Source organism: Flavobacteriaceae bacterium (genome assembly GCA_014075215.1).
Lineage (GTDB): Bacteria > Bacteroidota > Bacteroidia > Flavobacteriales > Flavobacteriaceae > Polaribacter.
In genome coordinates this window covers 4,113,327-4,133,267 of the sequence record CP046177.1, presented here as the reverse complement: position 1 = coordinate 4,133,267, position 19,941 = coordinate 4,113,327, and the positions used below count along the sequence as shown (strand labels likewise).

The 19,941-nt window shown below is 34.8% G+C and carries 22 protein-coding genes and 1 pseudogene; 5 read left to right on the top strand and 18 right to left on the bottom strand.

Going from position 1 to position 19,941, the window contains the following annotated elements:
- Positions 1 to 183 precede the first annotated feature (183 nt).
- The 4 genes and pseudogenes from GKR88_20510 to GKR88_20495 all read left to right on the top strand — a co-directional run bounded on the left by GKR88_20510 (position 184) and on the right by GKR88_20495 (position 3,981).
- Positions 184 to 2,341: pseudogene (locus GKR88_20510) on the top strand (TonB-dependent receptor plug domain-containing protein).
- Between the two features lie 120 nt (positions 2,342 to 2,461).
- A complete protein-coding gene (locus tag GKR88_20505; protein QMU66432.1) occupies positions 2,462 to 2,881 on the top strand; it encodes a DUF2141 domain-containing protein in 420 nt (139 codons plus the stop codon).
- Positions 2,882 to 3,028: 147 nt separating this feature from the next.
- Positions 3,029 to 3,658, top strand: coding sequence for a hypothetical protein (locus GKR88_20500; GenBank protein ID QMU66431.1), 630 nt, complete (start codon positions 3,029 to 3,031; stop codon positions 3,656 to 3,658).
- Between the two features lie 185 nt (positions 3,659 to 3,843).
- A complete protein-coding gene (locus GKR88_20495) occupies positions 3,844 to 3,981 on the top strand; it encodes a hypothetical protein (protein QMU66430.1) in 138 nt (45 codons plus the stop codon).
- 272 nt (positions 3,982 to 4,253) lie between these two features.
- Here GKR88_20495 and GKR88_20490 read toward each other — a convergent pair whose 3' ends face one another.
- The 18 genes from GKR88_20490 to GKR88_20405 form a co-directional block, all read right to left on the bottom strand.
- Entirely contained in the window at positions 4,254 to 5,339 is a 1,086-nt protein-coding gene (locus GKR88_20490) for an amidohydrolase family protein (GenBank protein ID QMU66429.1), read from the bottom strand.
- 21 nt (positions 5,340 to 5,360) lie between these two features.
- The gene (locus GKR88_20485) at positions 5,361 to 5,777 is read right to left on the bottom strand and encodes a hotdog fold thioesterase (GenBank protein QMU66798.1); all 417 of its coding nucleotides are present in this window, start codon (positions 5,775 to 5,777) and stop codon (positions 5,361 to 5,363) included.
- 38 nt (positions 5,778 to 5,815) lie between these two features.
- Positions 5,816 to 6,340 carry a 3-hydroxyanthranilate 3,4-dioxygenase gene (locus GKR88_20480; protein ID QMU66428.1) on the bottom strand — a complete coding sequence of 175 codons (525 nt, stop codon included), beginning with the start codon at positions 6,338 to 6,340 and terminating at the stop codon, positions 5,816 to 5,818.
- Positions 6,341 to 6,657: 317 nt separating this feature from the next.
- Entirely contained in the window at positions 6,658 to 7,434 is a 777-nt protein-coding gene (locus GKR88_20475; protein QMU66427.1) for an SDR family oxidoreductase, read from the bottom strand.
- A gap of 9 nt (positions 7,435 to 7,443) precedes the next feature.
- A complete protein-coding gene (locus GKR88_20470; GenBank protein ID QMU66426.1) occupies positions 7,444 to 7,692 on the bottom strand; it encodes a GNAT family N-acetyltransferase in 249 nt (82 codons plus the stop codon).
- A gap of 18 nt (positions 7,693 to 7,710) precedes the next feature.
- Positions 7,711 to 7,884, bottom strand: coding sequence for a hypothetical protein (locus GKR88_20465; GenBank protein ID QMU66425.1), 174 nt, complete (start codon positions 7,882 to 7,884; stop codon positions 7,711 to 7,713).
- A gap of 22 nt (positions 7,885 to 7,906) precedes the next feature.
- Positions 7,907 to 9,571 carry a hypothetical protein gene (locus tag GKR88_20460; GenBank protein ID QMU66424.1) on the bottom strand — a complete coding sequence of 555 codons (1,665 nt, stop codon included), beginning with the start codon at positions 9,569 to 9,571 and terminating at the stop codon, positions 7,907 to 7,909.
- Between the two features lie 65 nt (positions 9,572 to 9,636).
- Complete coding sequence (locus tag GKR88_20455; protein ID QMU66797.1) at positions 9,637 to 11,091, bottom strand: aldehyde dehydrogenase family protein; 1,455 nt, start codon at positions 11,089 to 11,091, stop codon at positions 9,637 to 9,639.
- A gap of 85 nt (positions 11,092 to 11,176) precedes the next feature.
- On the bottom strand, positions 11,177 to 11,584 hold the full coding sequence (locus GKR88_20450; GenBank protein ID QMU66423.1) for a RidA family protein: 408 nt from the start codon (positions 11,582 to 11,584) through the stop codon (positions 11,177 to 11,179).
- 56 nt (positions 11,585 to 11,640) lie between these two features.
- The gene (locus GKR88_20445; GenBank protein ID QMU66422.1) at positions 11,641 to 12,210 is read right to left on the bottom strand and encodes a transposase; all 570 of its coding nucleotides are present in this window, start codon (positions 12,208 to 12,210) and stop codon (positions 11,641 to 11,643) included.
- A gap of 104 nt (positions 12,211 to 12,314) precedes the next feature.
- Complete coding sequence (locus GKR88_20440; GenBank protein ID QMU66421.1) at positions 12,315 to 12,551, bottom strand: phosphopantetheine-binding protein; 237 nt, start codon at positions 12,549 to 12,551, stop codon at positions 12,315 to 12,317.
- A gap of 13 nt (positions 12,552 to 12,564) precedes the next feature.
- The gene (locus tag GKR88_20435; protein QMU66796.1) at positions 12,565 to 12,894 is read right to left on the bottom strand and encodes a hypothetical protein; all 330 of its coding nucleotides are present in this window, start codon (positions 12,892 to 12,894) and stop codon (positions 12,565 to 12,567) included.
- A 20-nt stretch (positions 12,895 to 12,914) separates the two neighbouring features.
- Positions 12,915 to 14,123 (bottom strand): AMP-binding protein, encoded by a 1,209-nt coding sequence (locus GKR88_20430; GenBank protein ID QMU66420.1) that lies wholly within the window; start codon positions 14,121 to 14,123, stop codon positions 12,915 to 12,917.
- Between the two features lie 128 nt (positions 14,124 to 14,251).
- Positions 14,252 to 15,397 (bottom strand): acyl-CoA dehydrogenase, encoded by a 1,146-nt coding sequence (locus GKR88_20425; GenBank protein ID QMU66419.1) that lies wholly within the window; start codon positions 15,395 to 15,397, stop codon positions 14,252 to 14,254.
- Between the two features lie 45 nt (positions 15,398 to 15,442).
- Positions 15,443 to 16,165 (bottom strand): 4'-phosphopantetheinyl transferase superfamily protein, encoded by a 723-nt coding sequence (locus tag GKR88_20420; GenBank protein ID QMU66418.1) that lies wholly within the window; start codon positions 16,163 to 16,165, stop codon positions 15,443 to 15,445.
- A complete protein-coding gene (locus GKR88_20415) occupies positions 16,162 to 17,793 on the bottom strand; it encodes a hypothetical protein (GenBank protein QMU66417.1) in 1,632 nt (543 codons plus the stop codon). The genes GKR88_20420 and GKR88_20415 overlap by 4 nt, the downstream gene beginning before the upstream one ends.
- Before the next feature lie 309 nt (positions 17,794 to 18,102).
- A complete protein-coding gene (locus GKR88_20410; protein QMU66416.1) occupies positions 18,103 to 18,591 on the bottom strand; it encodes a hypothetical protein in 489 nt (162 codons plus the stop codon).
- 8 nt (positions 18,592 to 18,599) lie between these two features.
- Positions 18,600 to 19,670 (bottom strand): hypothetical protein, encoded by a 1,071-nt coding sequence (locus GKR88_20405; GenBank protein QMU66415.1) that lies wholly within the window; start codon positions 19,668 to 19,670, stop codon positions 18,600 to 18,602.
- A 53-nt stretch (positions 19,671 to 19,723) separates the two neighbouring features.
- Between GKR88_20405 and GKR88_20400 the strand changes: the two genes are divergently transcribed.
- Positions 19,724 to 19,867 (top strand): hypothetical protein, encoded by a 144-nt coding sequence (locus tag GKR88_20400; GenBank protein ID QMU66414.1) that lies wholly within the window; start codon positions 19,724 to 19,726, stop codon positions 19,865 to 19,867.
- Positions 19,868 to 19,941: the final 74 nt, after the last annotated feature.

Here is a 19,941-nt window from a genome sequence, read left to right as displayed (position 1 = left end):
CGTCGAACTTTTTCACCAAATCAATTTTGCAAAGGTCTCTATTTATAAAATTAGTGTTGCTATTTAGTGAATTGAAAGATTAGAAGATTCAAACAATTCATCGTCATTTTTTTACAATCTGGTTATTCTTTTTGATATGAAACTGTTTTCCTGTCTCATATTTGCACTGCTAAATATACTAAAATGAAAAAACTTATATTCTTTATAACCCTGTTCTATGTTACGAATTTTTATACACAAACCACCGTTTCGGGAAAAGTAATCGATCATAAAGGCAAACCCGTCTTCGGTGCTAATGTGTACTTGGAGGGTACTTACGACGGTTCTTCTACCGATGAAAAGGGAGCGTTTTCATTTACTTCAGAAGAAAAAGGTGAACAAACCTTAGTGGTCTCTTTTATTTCCTATGAAGAATTTATACTTATCGCAGACATTAACACTTTTAACAAACTAGTCATTAAACTCAGAGAAGATGTAAATACATTGGATGCTGTTATTATCAATGCCGGAACTTTTGAAGCCGGAGATAATGCAAAAGTAACGGCATTAAAACCCTTAGATGTAGTCACAACGGCAAGTGCACTTGGCGATTTTGTAGGTGCTTTACAAACCTTACCCGGAACTTCTACGGTTGCAGAAGACGGGCGTTTATTTGTTCGTGGTGGAGATCCCGAAGAAACACAAATTTTCATTGACGGAATTCGCGTATTTACTCCATTTACACCTACGGCAAATAATATCCCAACCCGAGGACGCTTCTCTCCTTTCTTATTTAAAGGAATTAGTTTTTCTACAGGGGGGCTACTCCGCTGAGTACGGACAAGCATTGTCCGGCGTTTTGCTGTTAAATACTATTGATGAGCCTGACCAGGAGAAAACGGATATCGCAGCAATGACTGTGGGTGTTGGAGTCGGAAATACGCAAAAATGGGAAAAAGGATCGTTTAGTATCAATACCTCTTATATCAACCTGGCTCCTTATCTCGAGGTTTTTCCGGACAGAAATACCTGGAATAAGCCCATTCAATCTGCTAACGGAGAAATGGTATATCGATATAAAATGCCTGATGACGGTCTACTAAAACTGTATGGAGCTTTTAGCTATACCGATTTTGATCTGATTCAACAAGATATCAATTTTACCAATGGTTTTCGTTTTGGTTTACAAAACAGGAACTTGTATTTCAATGGTTCTTACAAAGGTTTTTTGGAAAACAATTGGTCTGTTTCCACCGGATTTTCTTTTGCTAATGACAATACACATTTTAACAGAGAAAATGATCTTATAAAAGACAATGAAAACTCGGCTCATATGAAAATAAAATTAAAAAAACGCTTCAGCAATCGTTTTAAATTGAATTTCGGAGGGGAATATTTTATTACCGATTTTGATGAAAATTTTTCGAATAATACCATTGGAAATTTTGATTACAGGTTCCAAAACAATATTTCAGCATTGTTTACGGAAACAGATATTTTCTTTTCAAAGAAATTAGCTTCAAAAATCGGCCTGCGTTTAGAACACTCGGAATTATTGACCCAAACCACTTTTTCTCCAAGAGCATCTATTGCTTATAAATCCGGAGAATTTACACAGTTTTCAATGGCATACGGACAATTCTTTCAAAACCCTAAAAACGAATATTTGAAATTTAATACTGATTTTGTTGCTGAAAACACTTCCCATTTTATTGCAAATTTTCAGTATGTAAAACAAAAACATATCCTCAGGATAGAGGCTTACTATAAAGATTATAAAGATTTGGTAAAATTTGATACTGAATTTGTTCTTCCGTTAAGTAATTTTTCAAATAATGGTTCCGGATTTGCAAAAGGAGTGGATGTTTTCTGGAGAGATAACCAATCTATTAAAAATACCGACTACTGGGTTTCTTATTCTTTTCTCAATACGGAAAGAGATTACCGGAATTATCCTGTAGCAGCCAGGCCCAACTTTGCATCTCAACATAATGTATCTGTCGTGAGCAAACATTGGATTGAAGATTGGAAAAGTCAAATCGGGTTTAGCTATAGTTTTGCTACCGGAAGAAGCTACACAGACCCTAATCGCCCCGGGTTTTTAAATCGAGAGACAAAGAGTTATAACTCCATTAGTTTTAATTGGGCATACCTGATCGATCAGCAAAAGATTCTGTATTTTTCAATAAATAATGTCTTGGGCACCAAAAATATATTTGGATACAATTATGCCAATCAGCCTGATGTAAATGGTATATTTGCAAGGGAAGCTATTGTTCCTAATGCAGATCAATTCTTTTTTGTCGGATTTTTCTGGACACTTAGTGAAGATAAGAAATCTAACCAGTTGGATAATTTGTAACTGACAATCGAAGGGAAAAATTTACAGTTCGTCATGATAATCAAACAAATGAGTAGCTAAATCTTAATAATACCTTACAAAGATCGGATATTTGAACGCATTTTAAAAACCATCTTTAGTATGAGAAAAATAATTTTAATAGCAATACTGATAATAACAACAGCTTTTAACTCTTCAGCGCAAGAGATACATAGTATTACTATTGAATTCCATGGAATGAAATCTGACAAGGGATTCATTTATGTGGCTCTTTATGACAATGAAACCGATTTTTTAAAAAAATTCATCAAAAGCACAATTGTTGAGATAAAAGACAAAAAGGCTACAGCTGCCCTGGAGGATATTCCTCCCGGTGAATATGCCATATCAGCATTTCATGATAAAAATGAAAATGGAAAATTAGATGTTAATTTCTTTGGAATTCCAAAAGAACCTACGGGAACTTCTAACAATATAAGAGGGTTTATGGGGCCGCCGAAATACAAAAAAGCAAAGTTTGAACTAAAAGAAGATCGTACGTTAAAAATACAAATAAAGTAATATTTATATTGATTATCTGTCACCACGCCCAATTGTGTTTTTGGGGGCATTGTAAAGAATGCTATTATTAGTATTTAATGAATTAAAAGATTTAAAAACAAAATGAGTTTAAAAAATATAAACTAATTTATTAAAAACCAACACATTATGAAAAACTTATTTTTATCCGTCGGAGTATTATTTTTATTTGTCTTAAGCACTACTGCACAAACTCAGTATGAAAAAGGAATGACTAGAGCTTTTGAGCTATGGAAAGAAGGGAAACTAACAGAAGTGTCCAATCTTTTTGAACGCATTTCCAAAGCCGAAAAAGATAATTGGTTACCTCCTTTCTATGCCGGATATATACAGGTACTCAGTGCATTCGGAGTCAAAGATGAAAGTGTATTAAAAGCGAAAATAGATAAAGCCAGGTTATTTTTAGATGAAGCTGCAAAGATTTCTCCCAATAATCCGGAAATTATGATCATTCAAGCATTGGCAAATACGGCTTATATTGCTTTTGACGGTCAAAAATACGGAATGACATTATCCGGGAAAAATGTTGAAATCTATACAAAAGCGATCCAAATAGCACCTGAAAACCCCAGAGTTATTCTAAGCAAAGCCGAATGGGATATGGGCGGGGCAAAATTCTTTGGTAAATCCACTGAACCCTATTGCAAAGATGTTGAAAAAGCAATTGCACTTTTTAAAAAAGAAACGGTTACTGAAAAGTTCTACCCAAAATGGGGGTTAGAAAGAGCCGAACAGGTATTAAAAGATTGTAAAAAATAGGTATTCATTTTAACTGAAAAGTTTGAAAGTTATGAGTTAGAAAGTTGAAAAGTGTAAAGGCTCTAGTTTGAAATAGTGTTGATAAATATGATTTTTTTATTAATTCTACTGAATTTTGAATCAAATTAGATGAAATAACTGTTCAAAACCCAGTATTGTCAAAGTTAAAACAGTATAAAGTGGCAATGAAACTATTCAAAAATGTTGAAACCTTACAGGAGAAAATTACACAGATGGTCAAACAATTAACACCACAACTTATCAAATCAATAACAAGTTATGAGTTATACACTCAAACTTTTTTAAGTAATTTTAAAGTCTAATAGGCATAATACCTAAAATAAACTAGAGAGACCTTTGCAGAATTGATTTGGCTTCAAATTTCTTCCTTCTCGAAAATTTTAAATCCTCATAATAGGTTACTCCGGTTTAAAATTTCCTTCGGGCGTCGAACTTTTTTGCCAAATCAATTTCAATACAGAATATATCCCTATTTTGCAAAGGTCTCCTAGAGTTAGTGTAAAAAGCCTACCTTTTAACTTTGAGAACTTTAGTACTAGCTTCTTGACGTAGAACTCATTTAAACTTTTTTCATCTATTGTAAAATCTTAGTAACTAGCTCTTTTTTCTTTTTTTCATCATCACCGAACAGCCATTGTAACACATTATCGCTCCATATTTCATCGTATTCCCGGGAAGTAATAATTTGTCTTTCCACGGCAAGGTCTAATATTTTTCCAGGGTACGATGATTGTGGTGTGCTTTCCATTTCTCCTAAAGGATACGGATCATCCAAACCCATTATGACTTGTCCGGATCCCTGATTTTTAATCAACAATTCCAAAGAACCCGTATCATGAACCAAAGTATCGAAAAAAATATTTCTATACCCGACTGCTTTTCTGGGGTGTTCCTTTCCTTCAAATAAATCCGGCCTTCCGTCAAACCCTTGGATCCTTCTCCCCAAATTCATCTGTGCCAACTGTCCTCCATGTGCAAAACAAATACGCATATTGGGATATTTTTCATAATAACCATTTAATGTAAAAAAATGATATGCATCCGCACATTGTGCCAGCATCCATATCAGATGAAAACGCCAAGAGGTATTTTGTAATTTTATGAATTTCTCTCCATCGTAAGGATGAACTTCTACGGCAAGATTATATTTATCTGCCAGTTCAAAAACAGGTTCATTTTCTTCATCAAAAATACATCGCCATGTCCCAATAGTATCCATATAGTGCGTTGGCAAACACAACAATCGCATTCCCAAAACCTCAACACATCTTTCTATTTCCCAACAAGCACCTCTTACAAATCCCGGATGAACGACAAACCCACAGGTAAATTTAGACGGATTGTCATGCTGAACCCTCGCGTTAAAGTCGTTTTGGAAACGCAATGCCTGTTTCATCTCTTCCACTCGTAATCCGTTTCCGTACAATTGAGAAAGGTTTAAAACTACTGCATGATCTATATTAAATTTCTCCATCCATTCCAATTTTTCATTTAAAAAGAAACTGGAATCCGTAACAGGTCTTTTCCAATCTTTCTGGAGCATGAATTTACGATCCTTATCTACCCAAAAAATTCCTTTGTCTTTCATATAAGCTGGAATTTCCTCAGGATAAGGAAGCAAATGTGAATGGCTATTGATTCTTAATTTTCTTTTTGCCAAAAGTTGAAAACTTTAAGATGTTTATAGGTCAATTGGTTTTGATTGTATACAAATCATCGTTCCCTGCAAAGTTGCAAAAATAATTTCTTCTTTCTCGTCAGTTATTTTTGCTTCGCAAAAAACCAAAGTTCTTCCTGTTTTAATTACTTTCCCTCTTGCTATGATCTTATCTGCTTTGGCTGCCCTTATTAAATTGGTTTTAAATTCTACACTCAACACGTCCGAACCTTTCGGCATAGTCGTTAAAGCAGCATACCCACAGGCCACATCAGCAATACTTGTGATAACCCCGGCATGAAAAAACCCGTGCTGTTGTGTTAAACTTTCTTTTCGTTCACAGGAAATTCTGACCATTCCTTTTTCTATTGAAACGATCTGAGCTCCCAGGGTTTTCATAAACCCTTGTCGATCAAAACTTCTTCTCGCTTCTTCAATCATAACAGATTGTTCCATTTTTACATTAACACATCAACTCATTATTTACCAGGCGCTTGCATAATAGTTCCACAAACGGAGCAAGTACACTTTTTTCTATCAGAATAATATCGATTAAAAATAACCGGCATGTCAGTTTCAATATTGTTCAACGCAAATTCTTCCCTGTACAATGGCTCATTACAATTTTCACAGTACCATTCCAAGGCATCCATTACGCCTTCCGGCCTGGGATATTCAATCACCAATCCCGCTGTATTGGCTTTTCTTTGTGGCGAATGAGGAACTTTTGCGGGCAGTAGATAAATATCACCTTCATTGATCTCAACATCAACTTGTTCTCCTTTATCATTAATAATCTTTAATACCATATCGCCTTCAATCTGGTAAAAGAATTCCGGAGTCTCGTTGTAGTGATAATCTTTTCTGCTGTTGGGTCCGCCGACTACCATCACAATATATTCTCCACCATCCCAAACGCATTTGTTTCCAACGGGTGGTTTTAGCAAATGACGATGTTCATCTATCCACTTTTTAAAATTTAAAGGTTGTACCAACTTGCTCATTTGATTTGGACTTTTAGACGTTTATACAAAAAAAAGACTTTTTAAAGGTAGTCAAAAATGTTCTGACTCTAAAAATCTTACGTCTTTAACCCAGGGTAAACGCATTAAAGTTAACATGTTTTTAATCAATACTTTATGATTTTTTGATCCAAGTTAACCTGTAATTATTTTCAAAAAAATGAATAATCATTAAAGGTAAGTTTAAAAAATTACGAATAAAATCCATTATTAAATGTCAATTCTTTAATGAAAAATTAGTTTTACTGATATATTCATAAAAGTTTAATGCGTTTGCCCTGGTCTTTAACCCAAATTATCTACAAAGATTTTGTTCGCCCGCCATCAATAGGTAAATTAATCCCCGTAATATAACTTGCAGCTTCACTTGCCAAAAATGTAACAGCATTTGCCGTTTCTTGTGGTTTTGCAAAACGTTTAGCCGGTATATATTCTTTCATAATTTGTGTCATTTCTTCTATGGAAGTATTTGATCTTTCTGCTTTTATCTTGATAATTTGATCTAAGCGTGCAGTATCTGTAAAACCCGGCAGTATATTGTTGACTGTAATTCCAAATGGAGCCAATTCTTCCGCCATGGTTTTTGCCCAATTGGCTACTGCACTTCTAATGGTATTACTGACTCCCAAACCCGGAATGGGTTCTTTTACAGAAGTTGAAATGATATTGATGATCCGGCCAAACCCCTCGGATTTCATAAAAGGAATAACGGCTTGTGCTAAAATTTGATTTACCAAAACATGCATCTGAAAGGCATCTGTAAACTGCCCTAAGCTTGCTTCGGAAATGAATCCGCTCCTAGGCCCTCCCGTATTATTTACAAGAATATGAAACTTGTTTTTAGTAGCAACTATAGCTTTTACACTATCCGGATTAGAAAAATCCGCGACCAAATATCCGTGTTGTTGGCTTCCGGAATTGGGTAATTCTTGTAACACTTTTTTCAGTGCCTCTTCACTTCTGGCTAGTAGTGTTATCTGTACACCTTCTGTTGCCAATGCAATAGCTGTAGCCTTTCCTATTCCTTGTGTGCTTCCACAAACGAGTGCCGTTTTGTTTTGTAAGTTTAGGTTCATATTATATCATTATTCATAAATTAATTTTGCCCGATCATTCATTTTTTCCATTAATTTTTCCGAGCTTTTTACATATTGAAATCCAAATTTTTCATATAAAGGATGTGCATCTTTGGTAGCTAACATCCATTTATCTATACGCTGCAAATCGGGAAAATTCAAAATCTTTTCTATCAATATTTTACCATATCCATTACCTTGTTCTTCTTCTATGACAAATACATCTAACAAATATGCGAAGAAAACCTTATCTGTCATCACTCTTGAATAAGCAATTTATTTTCCGCCTTTAAACAGCCCGAAATTAATGGAATTTTCCAATGCTATCTTTTGTTCTTCATAGGTTCTTAAATATCCCCAATATGTATTTTTAATAACGTTGAAAATGACATTCAAATCCATATCTTCTGTATGTGAAGAAAAGAAAACAGCATCTTTTATCTTAAACATATTGGATAAATTAAAATGTATTTCAATATCGTTTGGCTTTTGTTATCCGTATTTTTGACCTTTTAGTATTTACGGAATTTGAAATATCATGCCCGCTAAAACCTATAATAAACGTATACTCGGATTCCGGTAAAAGATCCGAGCTAAAATCTAACGGAATCTCTTTTTTGAAATTTGGAGCTATGGATCCAATCGATTTTAAACGAAAAAAATGTTCGTGTTTTTCTCCTTGAACATCTTCAAATTCAATATATATCTTGTGTTTGTCAGAAAATGTTAACGAATCTTGCCTGTGATTATGGATGATTGCTGTTATTTTAAATGGGGTTTGCTCCGAAATCGTATCTTCATATTCCGAAGTAATAGCAATATTACCAAAAGAAGTAAAGTTTGTTATCTCTTTATAGTAGATGGTTTTACCCATTCGGGTTTTTAAAGAGAAATTTTGTTTGTCATTATTGATAAGCATGATATCGGTTGATTGAATACTGTCCTCATAATTCAAAACTTGATATTGAGATTTCTTATGTTCTCCCGGAAACAGGGCAGCCGAAAAATTGCCGGAATAGAAAGAATACATGGGAGATTCTCTTAAACCACTGTTTCCGGTATTAAACACAACAGGCCGATCTTTTGCTACTTTATCAATATCCTCGGCCCATAGAGGTCTGCCGTGATAATAGTCTACATTTAGGCTATTCAAGGACAAAAAATTGAACATGAAATAAATTCTGGTAAACAGTATAATACCAACAAAAGGGAGTACCGTAAAGCCTAATAAATAGTTGCTTTTTTGGGAATAGTAAAATTTGGATGCTATTAATAGTATAGGTACCAGAGAAATGGAAGTCCAATGCAAATGAACATATCCTTTAACACTGCTTAAAGCAAAAAAGAAAAGAGTACCCAGTACAATGAATTTTAAGCTTTTTTCAAATTGATCGGAAGATTTAAACAGAAACGGAGTAATTACTATTCCTATTCCGATAATCCCTATCTGACTAGCCAGGTATTCAAAGAAATAATTAATTTTGAACGAACTATTCCTACCTATTAAGTGATACTTGAATGTGATAAAATCGTGGTGGTATTGCCAGATAAAATGAGGTAAAAAAATGAAGAATGCTAAAAGAAGTGATACATAAAAAAATGTATTCTTCAGCAATCTTAAGTTTGAGAGAACGATGGAAAAAATAATCAGAATTGCATGGTACTTACACAGGAGGGCAATTCCGAACAAACTTCCGAGAATTAAGGCTGATTTTATATCGTTTTTTATGAGAAACTGATTGTATGAGAAAATCAAAACTGCCGAAATACCAATCAATGCAGTATCCGGAAATAGTATAAAAGAAACGTAATTGAATAATGGCAGGGCTAAAATTAGTATGCCTGCAAAAACCCTTTGCCGTTCAGGAATTAATTTAAAGATAAAAATCAAACCTGTAGAGAGTATCAGCGTATGAAATAACCGGACTCCAAATTCCGAATTTGATATCAAGCTTCCCAAATAAGTAAGCACCCCGGTAACAGGCGGGTGATCATAATATCCCCAATCCAAATTTAATGAATAAAACCAGTAATACGCTTCATCACTTGTCAATTCCGTAAGAGAAATTTGGATCAAATTTAGTAAAGTGAATAACAGAATGAAGTATGTGGTATTGAATTTAAAAGCACTAAGCATTCGTTTTTCGATTATTGATCATTCTTATGGAAATCGTTTAAACTTTTTGGATGTAAGCGAGTTCCTTATTTAAGATTTTCGTCATACTTGATACATATATTTTTAGGCTCTGTAAAGAAGCGTAAAGCTTCAAAACCTCCTTCTCTGCCGACACCTGAGTTCTTTATTCCTCCAAATGGGGTTCTCAAATCTCGTAGCATCCAGGTATTAACCCAGACAATTCCCGTATGCAATTGTTGAGAAAATCTCATAGCTCTATTTATGTTTTGAGTCCAAAGGGTCGATGATAAACCATACTTTACATCATTTGCCATTTTTAAAACCTCTTCTTCCGTATGAAAAGGTATGACGGTGACTACCGGGCCAAAAATTTCTTTTTGATTTAATGGACATTGATTATCTGAAACTTCTATAACAGTAGGTTGTAAATAATACCCTCCTTCGAAACCTGCTACAACTACATTTTTTCCTCCGTACAATACTTCTCCTCCCATGCTTTTTGCATTATCTGTGTAAAATTTTATTTTCTCCAAATGTGCTTTAGACACTACAGCTCCAATATCAGTCGATTCATCAAAAGGGTTTCCAACTTTTAGATGAGATACCATCTCAATAAAATCCGCTTTAAATTTCTCGTAGATAGTGGTTTCTACAAAAATTCGACTTCCACATAAACATATCTGACCCTGGTTTGTAAAAGATGAATGTACCGTTGTTTTTAGCATGTTTTCATAATCACAGTCCGCAAAAATGATATTGGGGTTTTTTCCGCCTAATTCCAAAGATAGTTTTTTAAACATCGGTGCAGCAATGCTCGCAATATGAGCACCGGTTTCAGTTCCTCCGGTAAATGAAATTGCCTTTATATCTGGATGTGCTACAATGGCTTGCCCTGTAGTACTCCCTAACCCATGAACGATATTCAAAACGCCTTTAGGCAATCCTGCTTCAGTACAAATTTCTCCCAATATATGCGCTGTTGCCGGAGTGATTTCACTTGGTTTGGCAACGACACAGTTTCCCGCAGCAATGGCAGGAGCAATTTTCCATGTAAATAAATACAAGGGCAAATTCCACGGTGAAATACAGCCAACCACACCCATTGGCTGACGGAGTGTAAAATTTATCGCATTCAATCCGACACTTTCATGTGCTTCCGAAGCAAATTGTGTGATGGCATTTGCAAAAAACCGAAAGTTATCTGCTGCTCTGGGAATGTCTACTGTTTTAGCAAGTTTTACAGGTTTTCCATTATCCCTACTTTCTATTTCAGCTAGTGTTGTCAGCCTCTTCCTGATTTCTTTTGCTATGTTGCACAGAATGGTATTTCTGGTTTCCAAAGTAGTTTGAGACCAATCGGGAAAAGCTGCATTGGCGACTTTGTATGCCTCCTCTACATCTTCCTCTGTTGAATTTGGAATGCTTCCATATACCTGCCCGTTAGCCGGATTGTAATTATCTATCCGGTTATTTTGAATCGGATCTACAAACTCGCCGTTGATGTAGTTTTGGATATTCATCATCATGCTACATAAATACTCATCATTAATTTTTTCTTCGTTTTATAATCCTCATAGAGATTTTTCTTATAAAAATGATAAAAACTTATTTCCCTGATTTTTTATAGGCTATCACCTTAATTTCTATCACTAAATCCGGGTGCGGCAACTGGTGAACAGCAACTGTTGTTCTGACCGGACCGGTTTCCGCATCAAAAAACTCAGTATACACCTGGTTGTATGCAGCAAAATCATTCATATTTACCAAAAAAGAAGATACTTCCACTACATCTTTCAAACCTGCTCCGACAATCTGCAGATTCCGATCAATATTTTGCAATACGGCTCTGGTTTGCTGTTTAATACTCAATCGTTTTGTTCCCATCTCATCAATAATCTCTACTCCGGCAATGGTATTGTCAGGGCGTCGCGAACTGGTTCCGGAAACAAAAATAAAATCACCCACAACTTTTACATGCGGGTAAGCGCCTCTGGGTGTTACTTTATCTGACATAATATAACTTATCAATTCAGACCTCATAGGTCTTTAAGACCTGTGAGGTCTTGAGCTTATTCTAAAATCAGTTCTTTTAGTTTTTCGTTAAACTCAATTTGTTTATCAATTATATGGTGTTTAAAATTTTCTTTATTTTCAAATAAAGAAAGCACTTCTTTTCTTTTTAATAGAGTTTCCTTCTCCGAAATCAAACTTAAATAAGAAACGTATTTATAATCATCCAAGTTCTTTACAAAGCCATGATATATTGGGTTTAAATTTATATAAATAATCAGTCGTTTCAAATAGATCTCATCTTCAATCTTTATTCTTTTAAATCGATCTCTAAACAAACTCCCGGATCTATTATATTTTTTGTTGATTGATTTTGAATACGAATTAAAGAAGTTAGAAAACGATTTTGATATTTTCTTTTCTTCATTTACTTCTTTTATTTGAACTAAAAAATGAAAATGATTTTTCAATAAACAATAAGACCATATATCAGCTACCGGTAAAATATGTTTCTTTAATAATTTTAAAAAGTAGTCATAATTAATAGCTTCTAAAAAGATATCCTCTCCATTATTTCCTTGATTATAAATATGGTAATATTTATTGGGTTTCAAAGGTTCGTATTTCATATTACTTATACCTTTTCATTCAGACCTCACAGGTTTTTAAAAACCTAACAGGTATCGGTCAAAATGAAAGCTCAGGGATAAACGTAAATTTGTGATTTATATCATTAGTTTTTGCTCTGTATGTAGTTGACAATAGCACTGATATTCATAAAGTTTTCAATGATCATATCTTCAGGTGACACTTTGAAATGAAACTCTTCTTCAATAAACGCAAGTAATTTCATCATCCCTATAGAATCTATCAAACCGCTTCCTAAGAGATCCTCTTCTTCTCCGATTTTTATCTCTGTGTTACTGCTTAACAATTGATTTTCTATATACGCTACAATAATTTCTTTCATGTGTGTTAACCTTTTATTTCACTTTTTCTATAAGTGATTTGTAATCTACTTTTCCTGCTTCCGTTCTGGAGATAGCATCCACAAAATTTATTTTTTGAGGAATGGCATATGCTGGTAAATACGTCACTAAAAAACGTTTTATCTCATCAATATTTATCGGGTCAGCATCCTTGTCTGATGTCATAACCGTTTCTATATACGTATGATCCTGATCGTCGGTATTGATAAAAGCAACTGCCTCTTTGATGTGAGGATATCTCATGAGTATGGTTTCAATTTCATTCAGTTCTATCCTGTAACCTCTTATTTTCACCTGCCGATCTGCCCTACCTATAAACAGCATATTTCCGCTTGTGAGGAGTTTTACAATATCTCCTGTCCGGTAATACGTTTTAACAAGACCTGAGGTTCTTCTTTTTTATAAAGTGCCTTTGCAGTTAAATCAGGTCTGCGCCAATAACCGTTCATCATGGTGGATGTTCTTACCAGCAGCTCTCCCGTATTTCCAAAAGTTAGCTCATTGTCTTGTTTGTCAACAACCAATAGTTCAGTATTTCCCCATGCTTTTCCTATGGGAATTTGATCGTCAATTTTTGGAACACTTTCTATGTGATGATAGGTACATTGATTTACTTCCGCAGGTCCGTACACATTGCTAAATCGGACATGAGGCCATAGTTTCTTTAGGTCAATTATATGTTTTGTGGGAAAAGATTCACCTCCGTACAGGACCCATCGTAATGAACTCATACTGTCCTTTTTCACGAGCTTGTTTTGCAACAATTGAATCAGAACCAGAGGAACAGAATACCATATGGTCAACTTTTCTTTTTCTATCAATCGGGCAAGACTGGCAGGCATTTTAGTATGAGCTTCGGGAATGATTACTGTTGTAGCTCCTGACAGAGGAGCAGAAAAATAACCAAATGTAGAGATGTCTACGTATAGTGAAGCATGATTTCCTATGATATCATCTTTATTGACTTTGTACAAATCGGCCGAAAGTTTTGCATATTCCAATCCGCTGCGGTGTGTATGCATAATGCCCTTAGGATTGCCAGTGGTTCCTGATGTATACATGATATAAGCCAAATCCTGATCTAAAATGGGAATGGCTTCTTTCACCTCAGACATTTGACCGACTTCCTCCCAGGAAATTGTTTTTTCGATTTCCTTCGGTTTACATCCAATAACTCCTGAAACCTGTGTTTTTTCAGAAAGCACATTTTGTAATGGACGAACTACATTGGGATTGGATATGACAAACTGAATAGTACAATCTTCCAATAGATAACGGGTTCTTTCGGCAGGAGCAAAAGGGTCCAGTGGGACATACGCTGCACCGGCACTCATAATTCCATAGATAGCAGCAGCGTTTTCCAGGCAACGATCCAGGTAGATTCCCACTCTATCGCCACGTTTTACTCCCCAATGTAATAATACATTTGAAACTTGAGTGGATTTTCTGTATAGTTGAAGATAAGAAATGGTTTGATCTTTGTATCTAAAAGCAATTTTATTCGGATATTTTTTAGAGGATTCTTCAATGATATGTGGTAAAATATAATGCATTACACAGTGTAAAGGTTAAAAGTTTCAGGTTTCAGGTTCAAGTGATTGTAAGCTTTTGAAAATATTGAAGGTAAACCGCATTTAGTGAATCAAATAAAAGTTAGAATAGTGTTTTGCTATAGATAATTTTATAACCCCATGAGCTTGGCAATAATGTTTCTTTGTATGTCTGATGTTCCGGCATATAAAAGTCCTCCCGCATCTCTCAGATCGCGTTCAATTCCAAAGTCGGTTAAATACCCGTTTCCCCCATGTATTCTGATCGCATCTAAACTTGATTCCAAAAAGCTTTCACTTAAGTAAAGTTTTAAGAGCGCCGCTTCCATCATGGCAGATTTCCCCTCATTTTTTAACCATGCTACTTTGTATAATAGCAAACGAGCAGTTTCCAATCGTAATTTCATTTCTGCAATCCGGTTAGAGACCGACTGAAATTTCTCTATGGGCTTTCCAAATTGTTGACGCTCTTGTGCGTATTTTACGGCCATTTCCAGTTGGCGTTCCATGGTGCCTAGCTGGCTTGCCAGAATAAAACAACGTTCGTATTCCAGTGAGTGATTGGAAATACTGAATCCGGCTCCTTCTTTACCCAGCCTGTTCTCTTCCGGAACAAAACAGTTTTCAAAATGCAATTCTCCAATAGGTACTGTTCGTAATCCCATTTTTGCTCTTACCGGACTTGCCGTAAAACCTTCTGTTCCTTTTTCTACCAAAAAAGCACTGATCCCCCATTTTCCAAGTTTTGGATTTGTATTTGCCAAAACAAGTGTTACATCTGCAACAGGCCCAAAAGTAATCAGGCGTTTTTGTCCGTTTAAAACATATCCGCCATCACATTTTTCAGCTGTCGTTTTCATATTAAAAACATCAGAGCCTGTTTCGGCTTCTGTAAAAGCCTCGGCACCAATAATTTTCCCGGAGGTAAATAAGGGTAAAAACTTTTCTTTTTGAGAGTGGGTTCCAAAGTGAACAATAGGGAGTTGTACGGTCCAGATTTGTGCGTTCAATCCAAAAGCCAACCCGTTGTCTTTACAGCCATAACCAAAACCTTCCATAGCCAATGTAGCTGTAAGAATATCAATATCTTCAGAAGAACCTCCATATTGTTTTGGGACCGCGAATCCCTGAATGCCAAATTCGGCGCATTTCATCCACAGCTCTTTGGAAAATACACCCTGTTTATCACGTTCAATAACGTCTTGATTGAGTTGCTGAGCAAATTCGACAATTGAATTTTTTAATTTGAGTTGAGGTTCTGGCCAGGAAAAATCCATGTACTGAGGCGATTTAATTTTTTTACAGAAAACAAATTTAGTTTTTTAATTGTATTTGAAATGTCTTATTTCATTTACTTTTCCTTTAATGGCAACAGCTCCGGTGAAATACGATTGAGGGTTTACATGAAACAAATTCCATTTTTGTGCTTCATCCGTATCCCACATCGTATGAACCAGTGTTGCTTTTTTTTCAGGTGCTAATGAAACAGCAAACTGATCGAGGGGAAAAGACAAACCTGTTCCCAAAGCTTTTATAAAAGCCTCTTTACGAGTCCAGCAATTAAAGAACCCGGAAGCTTTATGCTGCTGTGGCAAATCTCCAAGAGCAGTGATCTCATAGGATGAAAAAAAATGCCGGGCAATTTGCATGGCTTCTATCTTTTGATCGACAAATTCTATATCAACACCGATTTCATCTTTTTTGACAAACCCATACAAAGCCATGTTCTTAGAGTGAGAAATATTGAACTCAAGTTCAGCATCATTCCGCATAAAAGGTTTGCCATGCGTATGATACCCAAACTCAATATCAATTGCTTTTTTGTTGAGGTATTGCCCTATCAATTCGCGTAAGATTCCTCTTGCAGTAATAAAGTAGTCCCGGTCTTTTTTAAAGTAAAACGTATTTGCTCTTTGTTTTTCATCATCTGATAAGTAAGACCAAAATACATGGTGCTTATTTTCAGATACATCTAACGTCGCTTTCCAAACATGTATTTGGTTGCGTTGCAGACTTGTTTGTTTTAAAGGAGTTGACCAGTTCACTTCTTATTTTCTTCAGTCCTTTCTTTATCTAAGGATGTTTGTATGATTCTTGCCAATTCTTTTACCAAAGGTTCCTCAAACAGCTTGTAATGATTTCCTTGTATCGTAAAGTTTTCAAACTTACCCTCTTCAACTAATTTTTCCCATGAAGGAAGATAGTCTGCTGACCTTTCTTTATAGTAAGTGCTCAATATGAGAACAACTCCGGAGCTAATAATATCTTGCCAGTCATATTTATGAAGTAATATGGCAAAGTAATCCCTGATAGTTTCTAAGGTATCTAGTTGATTTTTCTGATGTAATTTTATTCCTTTTTCCGAAACTATTTTCTTTTTTTTATGATTTTGAATTCTTCTGCTTACCCCTTTGGCAACCTCCTTTAAATCAGCTTTCAAAAGGAGAGAACTTATTCTCTTTATTCTCTCTTTGGTAGTGGGTCGAATAAAGATTCCCGGACGTGAATCTACTGCAATGATAGTAGATGCTTCACTGATCTTTTTTAATTGATATGCAATTTCTACACTTAGAGCAGCCGGGAGATGACAATATGCCAATAAAAAATAGGGCCCCTTTGGTTGAACAGACTGAATTTCTTTGATATAATGACCGGACATTTCTTCAATACTTTTGTGAAAAGGCGTTTTACCATCTAAGCCTACAGGTTGTAATGCATACAAAGGTTGCTCTTCTGACAAATGTTTTATGAGTGAATTATAGTTAAATACATGAGCTTCACCGGTATGCAAACAAAACAGGGGTGGATTTTTGCCACTGGTTTTTAAAGGAACCAGTGACGACCATTGCTCCTTAAAATGATCTTTGACAATACTCTTTGCTAATGTTCTGATTGTTCTATTCTTTAATAATGTGATGGGTGGAATATTGTACCCCAGTTCTTCGTGTATTTTAGAAAATAATCTAACAGCTAGTAGTGAATTGCCTCCTATCTCAAAAAAATCGTGAGTTACACTTATAAAGTGCTTTCCTAATGTTTTTTCCCAAATTTTAGTTAATTCAAGCTCAACAGAATTCTTTGCCGTACTAAAATTAGCCTGATCAGCATCATTTCCGGGATCAGAGCTAATTTTAACAACGGAATTTTCCGGAGCTATCATTATAGTTTCAATAACCTGCCTGACGGGTGTATCATAGCTGATTTCCAATGTGCTTAACAGTTTTGCGAACTCCTCTATAAACCAGTTAACAACATCCCCTGATACCAATTGTGAATTATATTTACATACAAACTCCAGATTATTATGGGTTCTTACCATCATTGTAATTGGATATATGGTTGTGGTACTTCCTTTGTAATAATCTAATGAGAGGGTTTCAAAATTTAAAGTAGAAAACGGATAGTTTTCAACAACAAGAAGACTGTCAAATAATTTAGTTTCAGTATCATCATCCAACCAGGATACGATTTCATGAAGTGGAGTATGTTCAAAATTAACACGCTGCATCTGTTTTTCTTGTATCAGCTTTAACCAATCAAAAAAAGAAATATTGGCATCTACCTGAACTCTTGCTGGAACCAGATTTGTAAATAGGCCGACCATAGAATTGATATCAGGAATTTCAACCATAGATCTTCCTGAAACTATTGTCCCGAAAGATACATCATCCACGTTTAAAAACCGGTGTAATAATAATGACCAAATTGCTGTTAGAAAATTATTGAGTGTTATTCTACACTTTCGCAAATTGTCGTATAACTGTAGTCTTTCTTTTTCTTCAATAGCAAAACTGACCTCTTCAAAAACACGATTGTTTGTATTTTCTTCTCCTTTTTCGAATAAAATTGTAGGAGATGCTCCTAATAATCTTTCTTTCCAGAAATCTTTTACCTCTGTTTTATCTTTTTTTTGCAGATATTCAAGGTATGTTTTGTAAGACGGTTTGGGTGTTGATTCATACGTATCATGATTGTCTTTTTGTTAATATAATTGAAAAACTTCGTTGAGAATAATCCCGGCAGACCATGCGTCTAATGATATATGGTGGCAGCTCCATATTAAATGGTATTTTTCTTCTGACAGTTGCATCAATGCAACCCTCATTAATGGGGCTTTTGAAAAATCTAAGCCTTTCTTTTTATCAGAAGTGATATGGAACTCCAGTCGGCTTCTCTGTTCTTCTTCAGAAAAATTACGCCAATTACGAAAATCGATTTCTATGATGCTTTGTTCATGAATGACTTGTACGGGTTTCTGAATATCTTTATAATGGATGGATATTCTTAAAGCATCATGCTTATCAATAACACGATTCCATGAATCGGTTAACAACGGAAGGTTCAATTCTCCTTTTATCACATATTGAACTTGTAAAAAGCCTTCATCTACTCCTCCGGCCAACTTATGGAAAAGAAAAGCTTGTTGCATAGGTGTCAATGGAGAAATTGACATGATTTTTTCTGTTATCATAAACTTAACTAAATATATAGAATAAAATTATTTATAACTGTAATCCAAAAAGTCATCATAAAAAATAATAATATGATCAATAATATGAAAACCTGAGCGGAACGACCCGCTCGATGATTTTTAATAAAAGGTAAGGAATAAAGCATCCATAGACTTGTATAATTTTGGTCGCTGTCGTCTGTGAGCCCAAATTCCAGTTTTTCTTCAAGTTTAGCAACATACAAAGAGCCAAAAACCCAATCCCAGAAGGAAAGTGCAGAGCCAAAGTTTTTATCATGATGTCGTTCATCTATACTATGGTGTAACTGGTGTTGCGAGGGACTCATAAAAATATGATTCAAATATTTACCAAAAGATAACCAGAGGTGTGTATGTCTGAGGTGGTAAGCTATTGAATAATACCCAAAAAGTATTACATTGAAACCAATAATTTGGTTAAAGCTTAAATTACTCATTAAAAAGTAATCCGCAAAAGCTTGGAATGTTCCTAAAAGAATGGATGAAAAGTACAACATGGTTAATAAATCAACGGGGTGGTTGCGCCAATCTGTTAATGGAGTAAGGACCTTTGCTGAATGGTGCACTTTGTGAAATTCCCATAAAAAAGGAACTTTATGCATTAAGTAATGATGAAAATAGAAGCCTAATTCTTTTAACCAAATAGTAATAATCATAAAAACAATAGCAAAAAAGATCGGGTATTTTTCAATTAAGTTTACTTCATAGGCAGGCTCACCCAACCAGGTTACAAGAAGTAGTTGAACTTTAACAAATATAAAAGCACTAATAGGAATCTGGAGTGCTCTATTGAAAAATAACAGTCGAATAATTGGATCTATTAAATAAAACTTATAACCTAATATTGCAGACTTATGTAAATAAATCTTTTTTGGGAAAAGAAATGATAAAGCATCTTTAAAGCTTATTTTTTTTATCCCGGATTTCCATCTAAAATATAAGTAAATACCTATCATTACACACAAAGTCAACACAATATACACCCACCTTCCTGCAAGCGAGGTCAATTGCTCAAAGTAGTATTTAATAAAAGAAGCGATTTTATCAGATGTGTTTTCCATCACTTGTTTGATTATTTTTATCTTATTGGTACCTAAATATTTCTCTTTTTATATTGAACTCATTTAAACTTTTTGGATTTAAGCGAACATTAGAAGTTTTTAGATATGTTGAAAGCTTTTTTGAGTTGCATAGCAGCACTACGGAAGGAAAAAAAGATAAAAACAGAGCTAAAAACAGCAGTTTTTTAGCAAATTGAAAAAGTTTAAATGAGTTCATTAATATCTAATTGCTAAAAAGAATTTTCGACTCCTATATATATTCGTTTATATG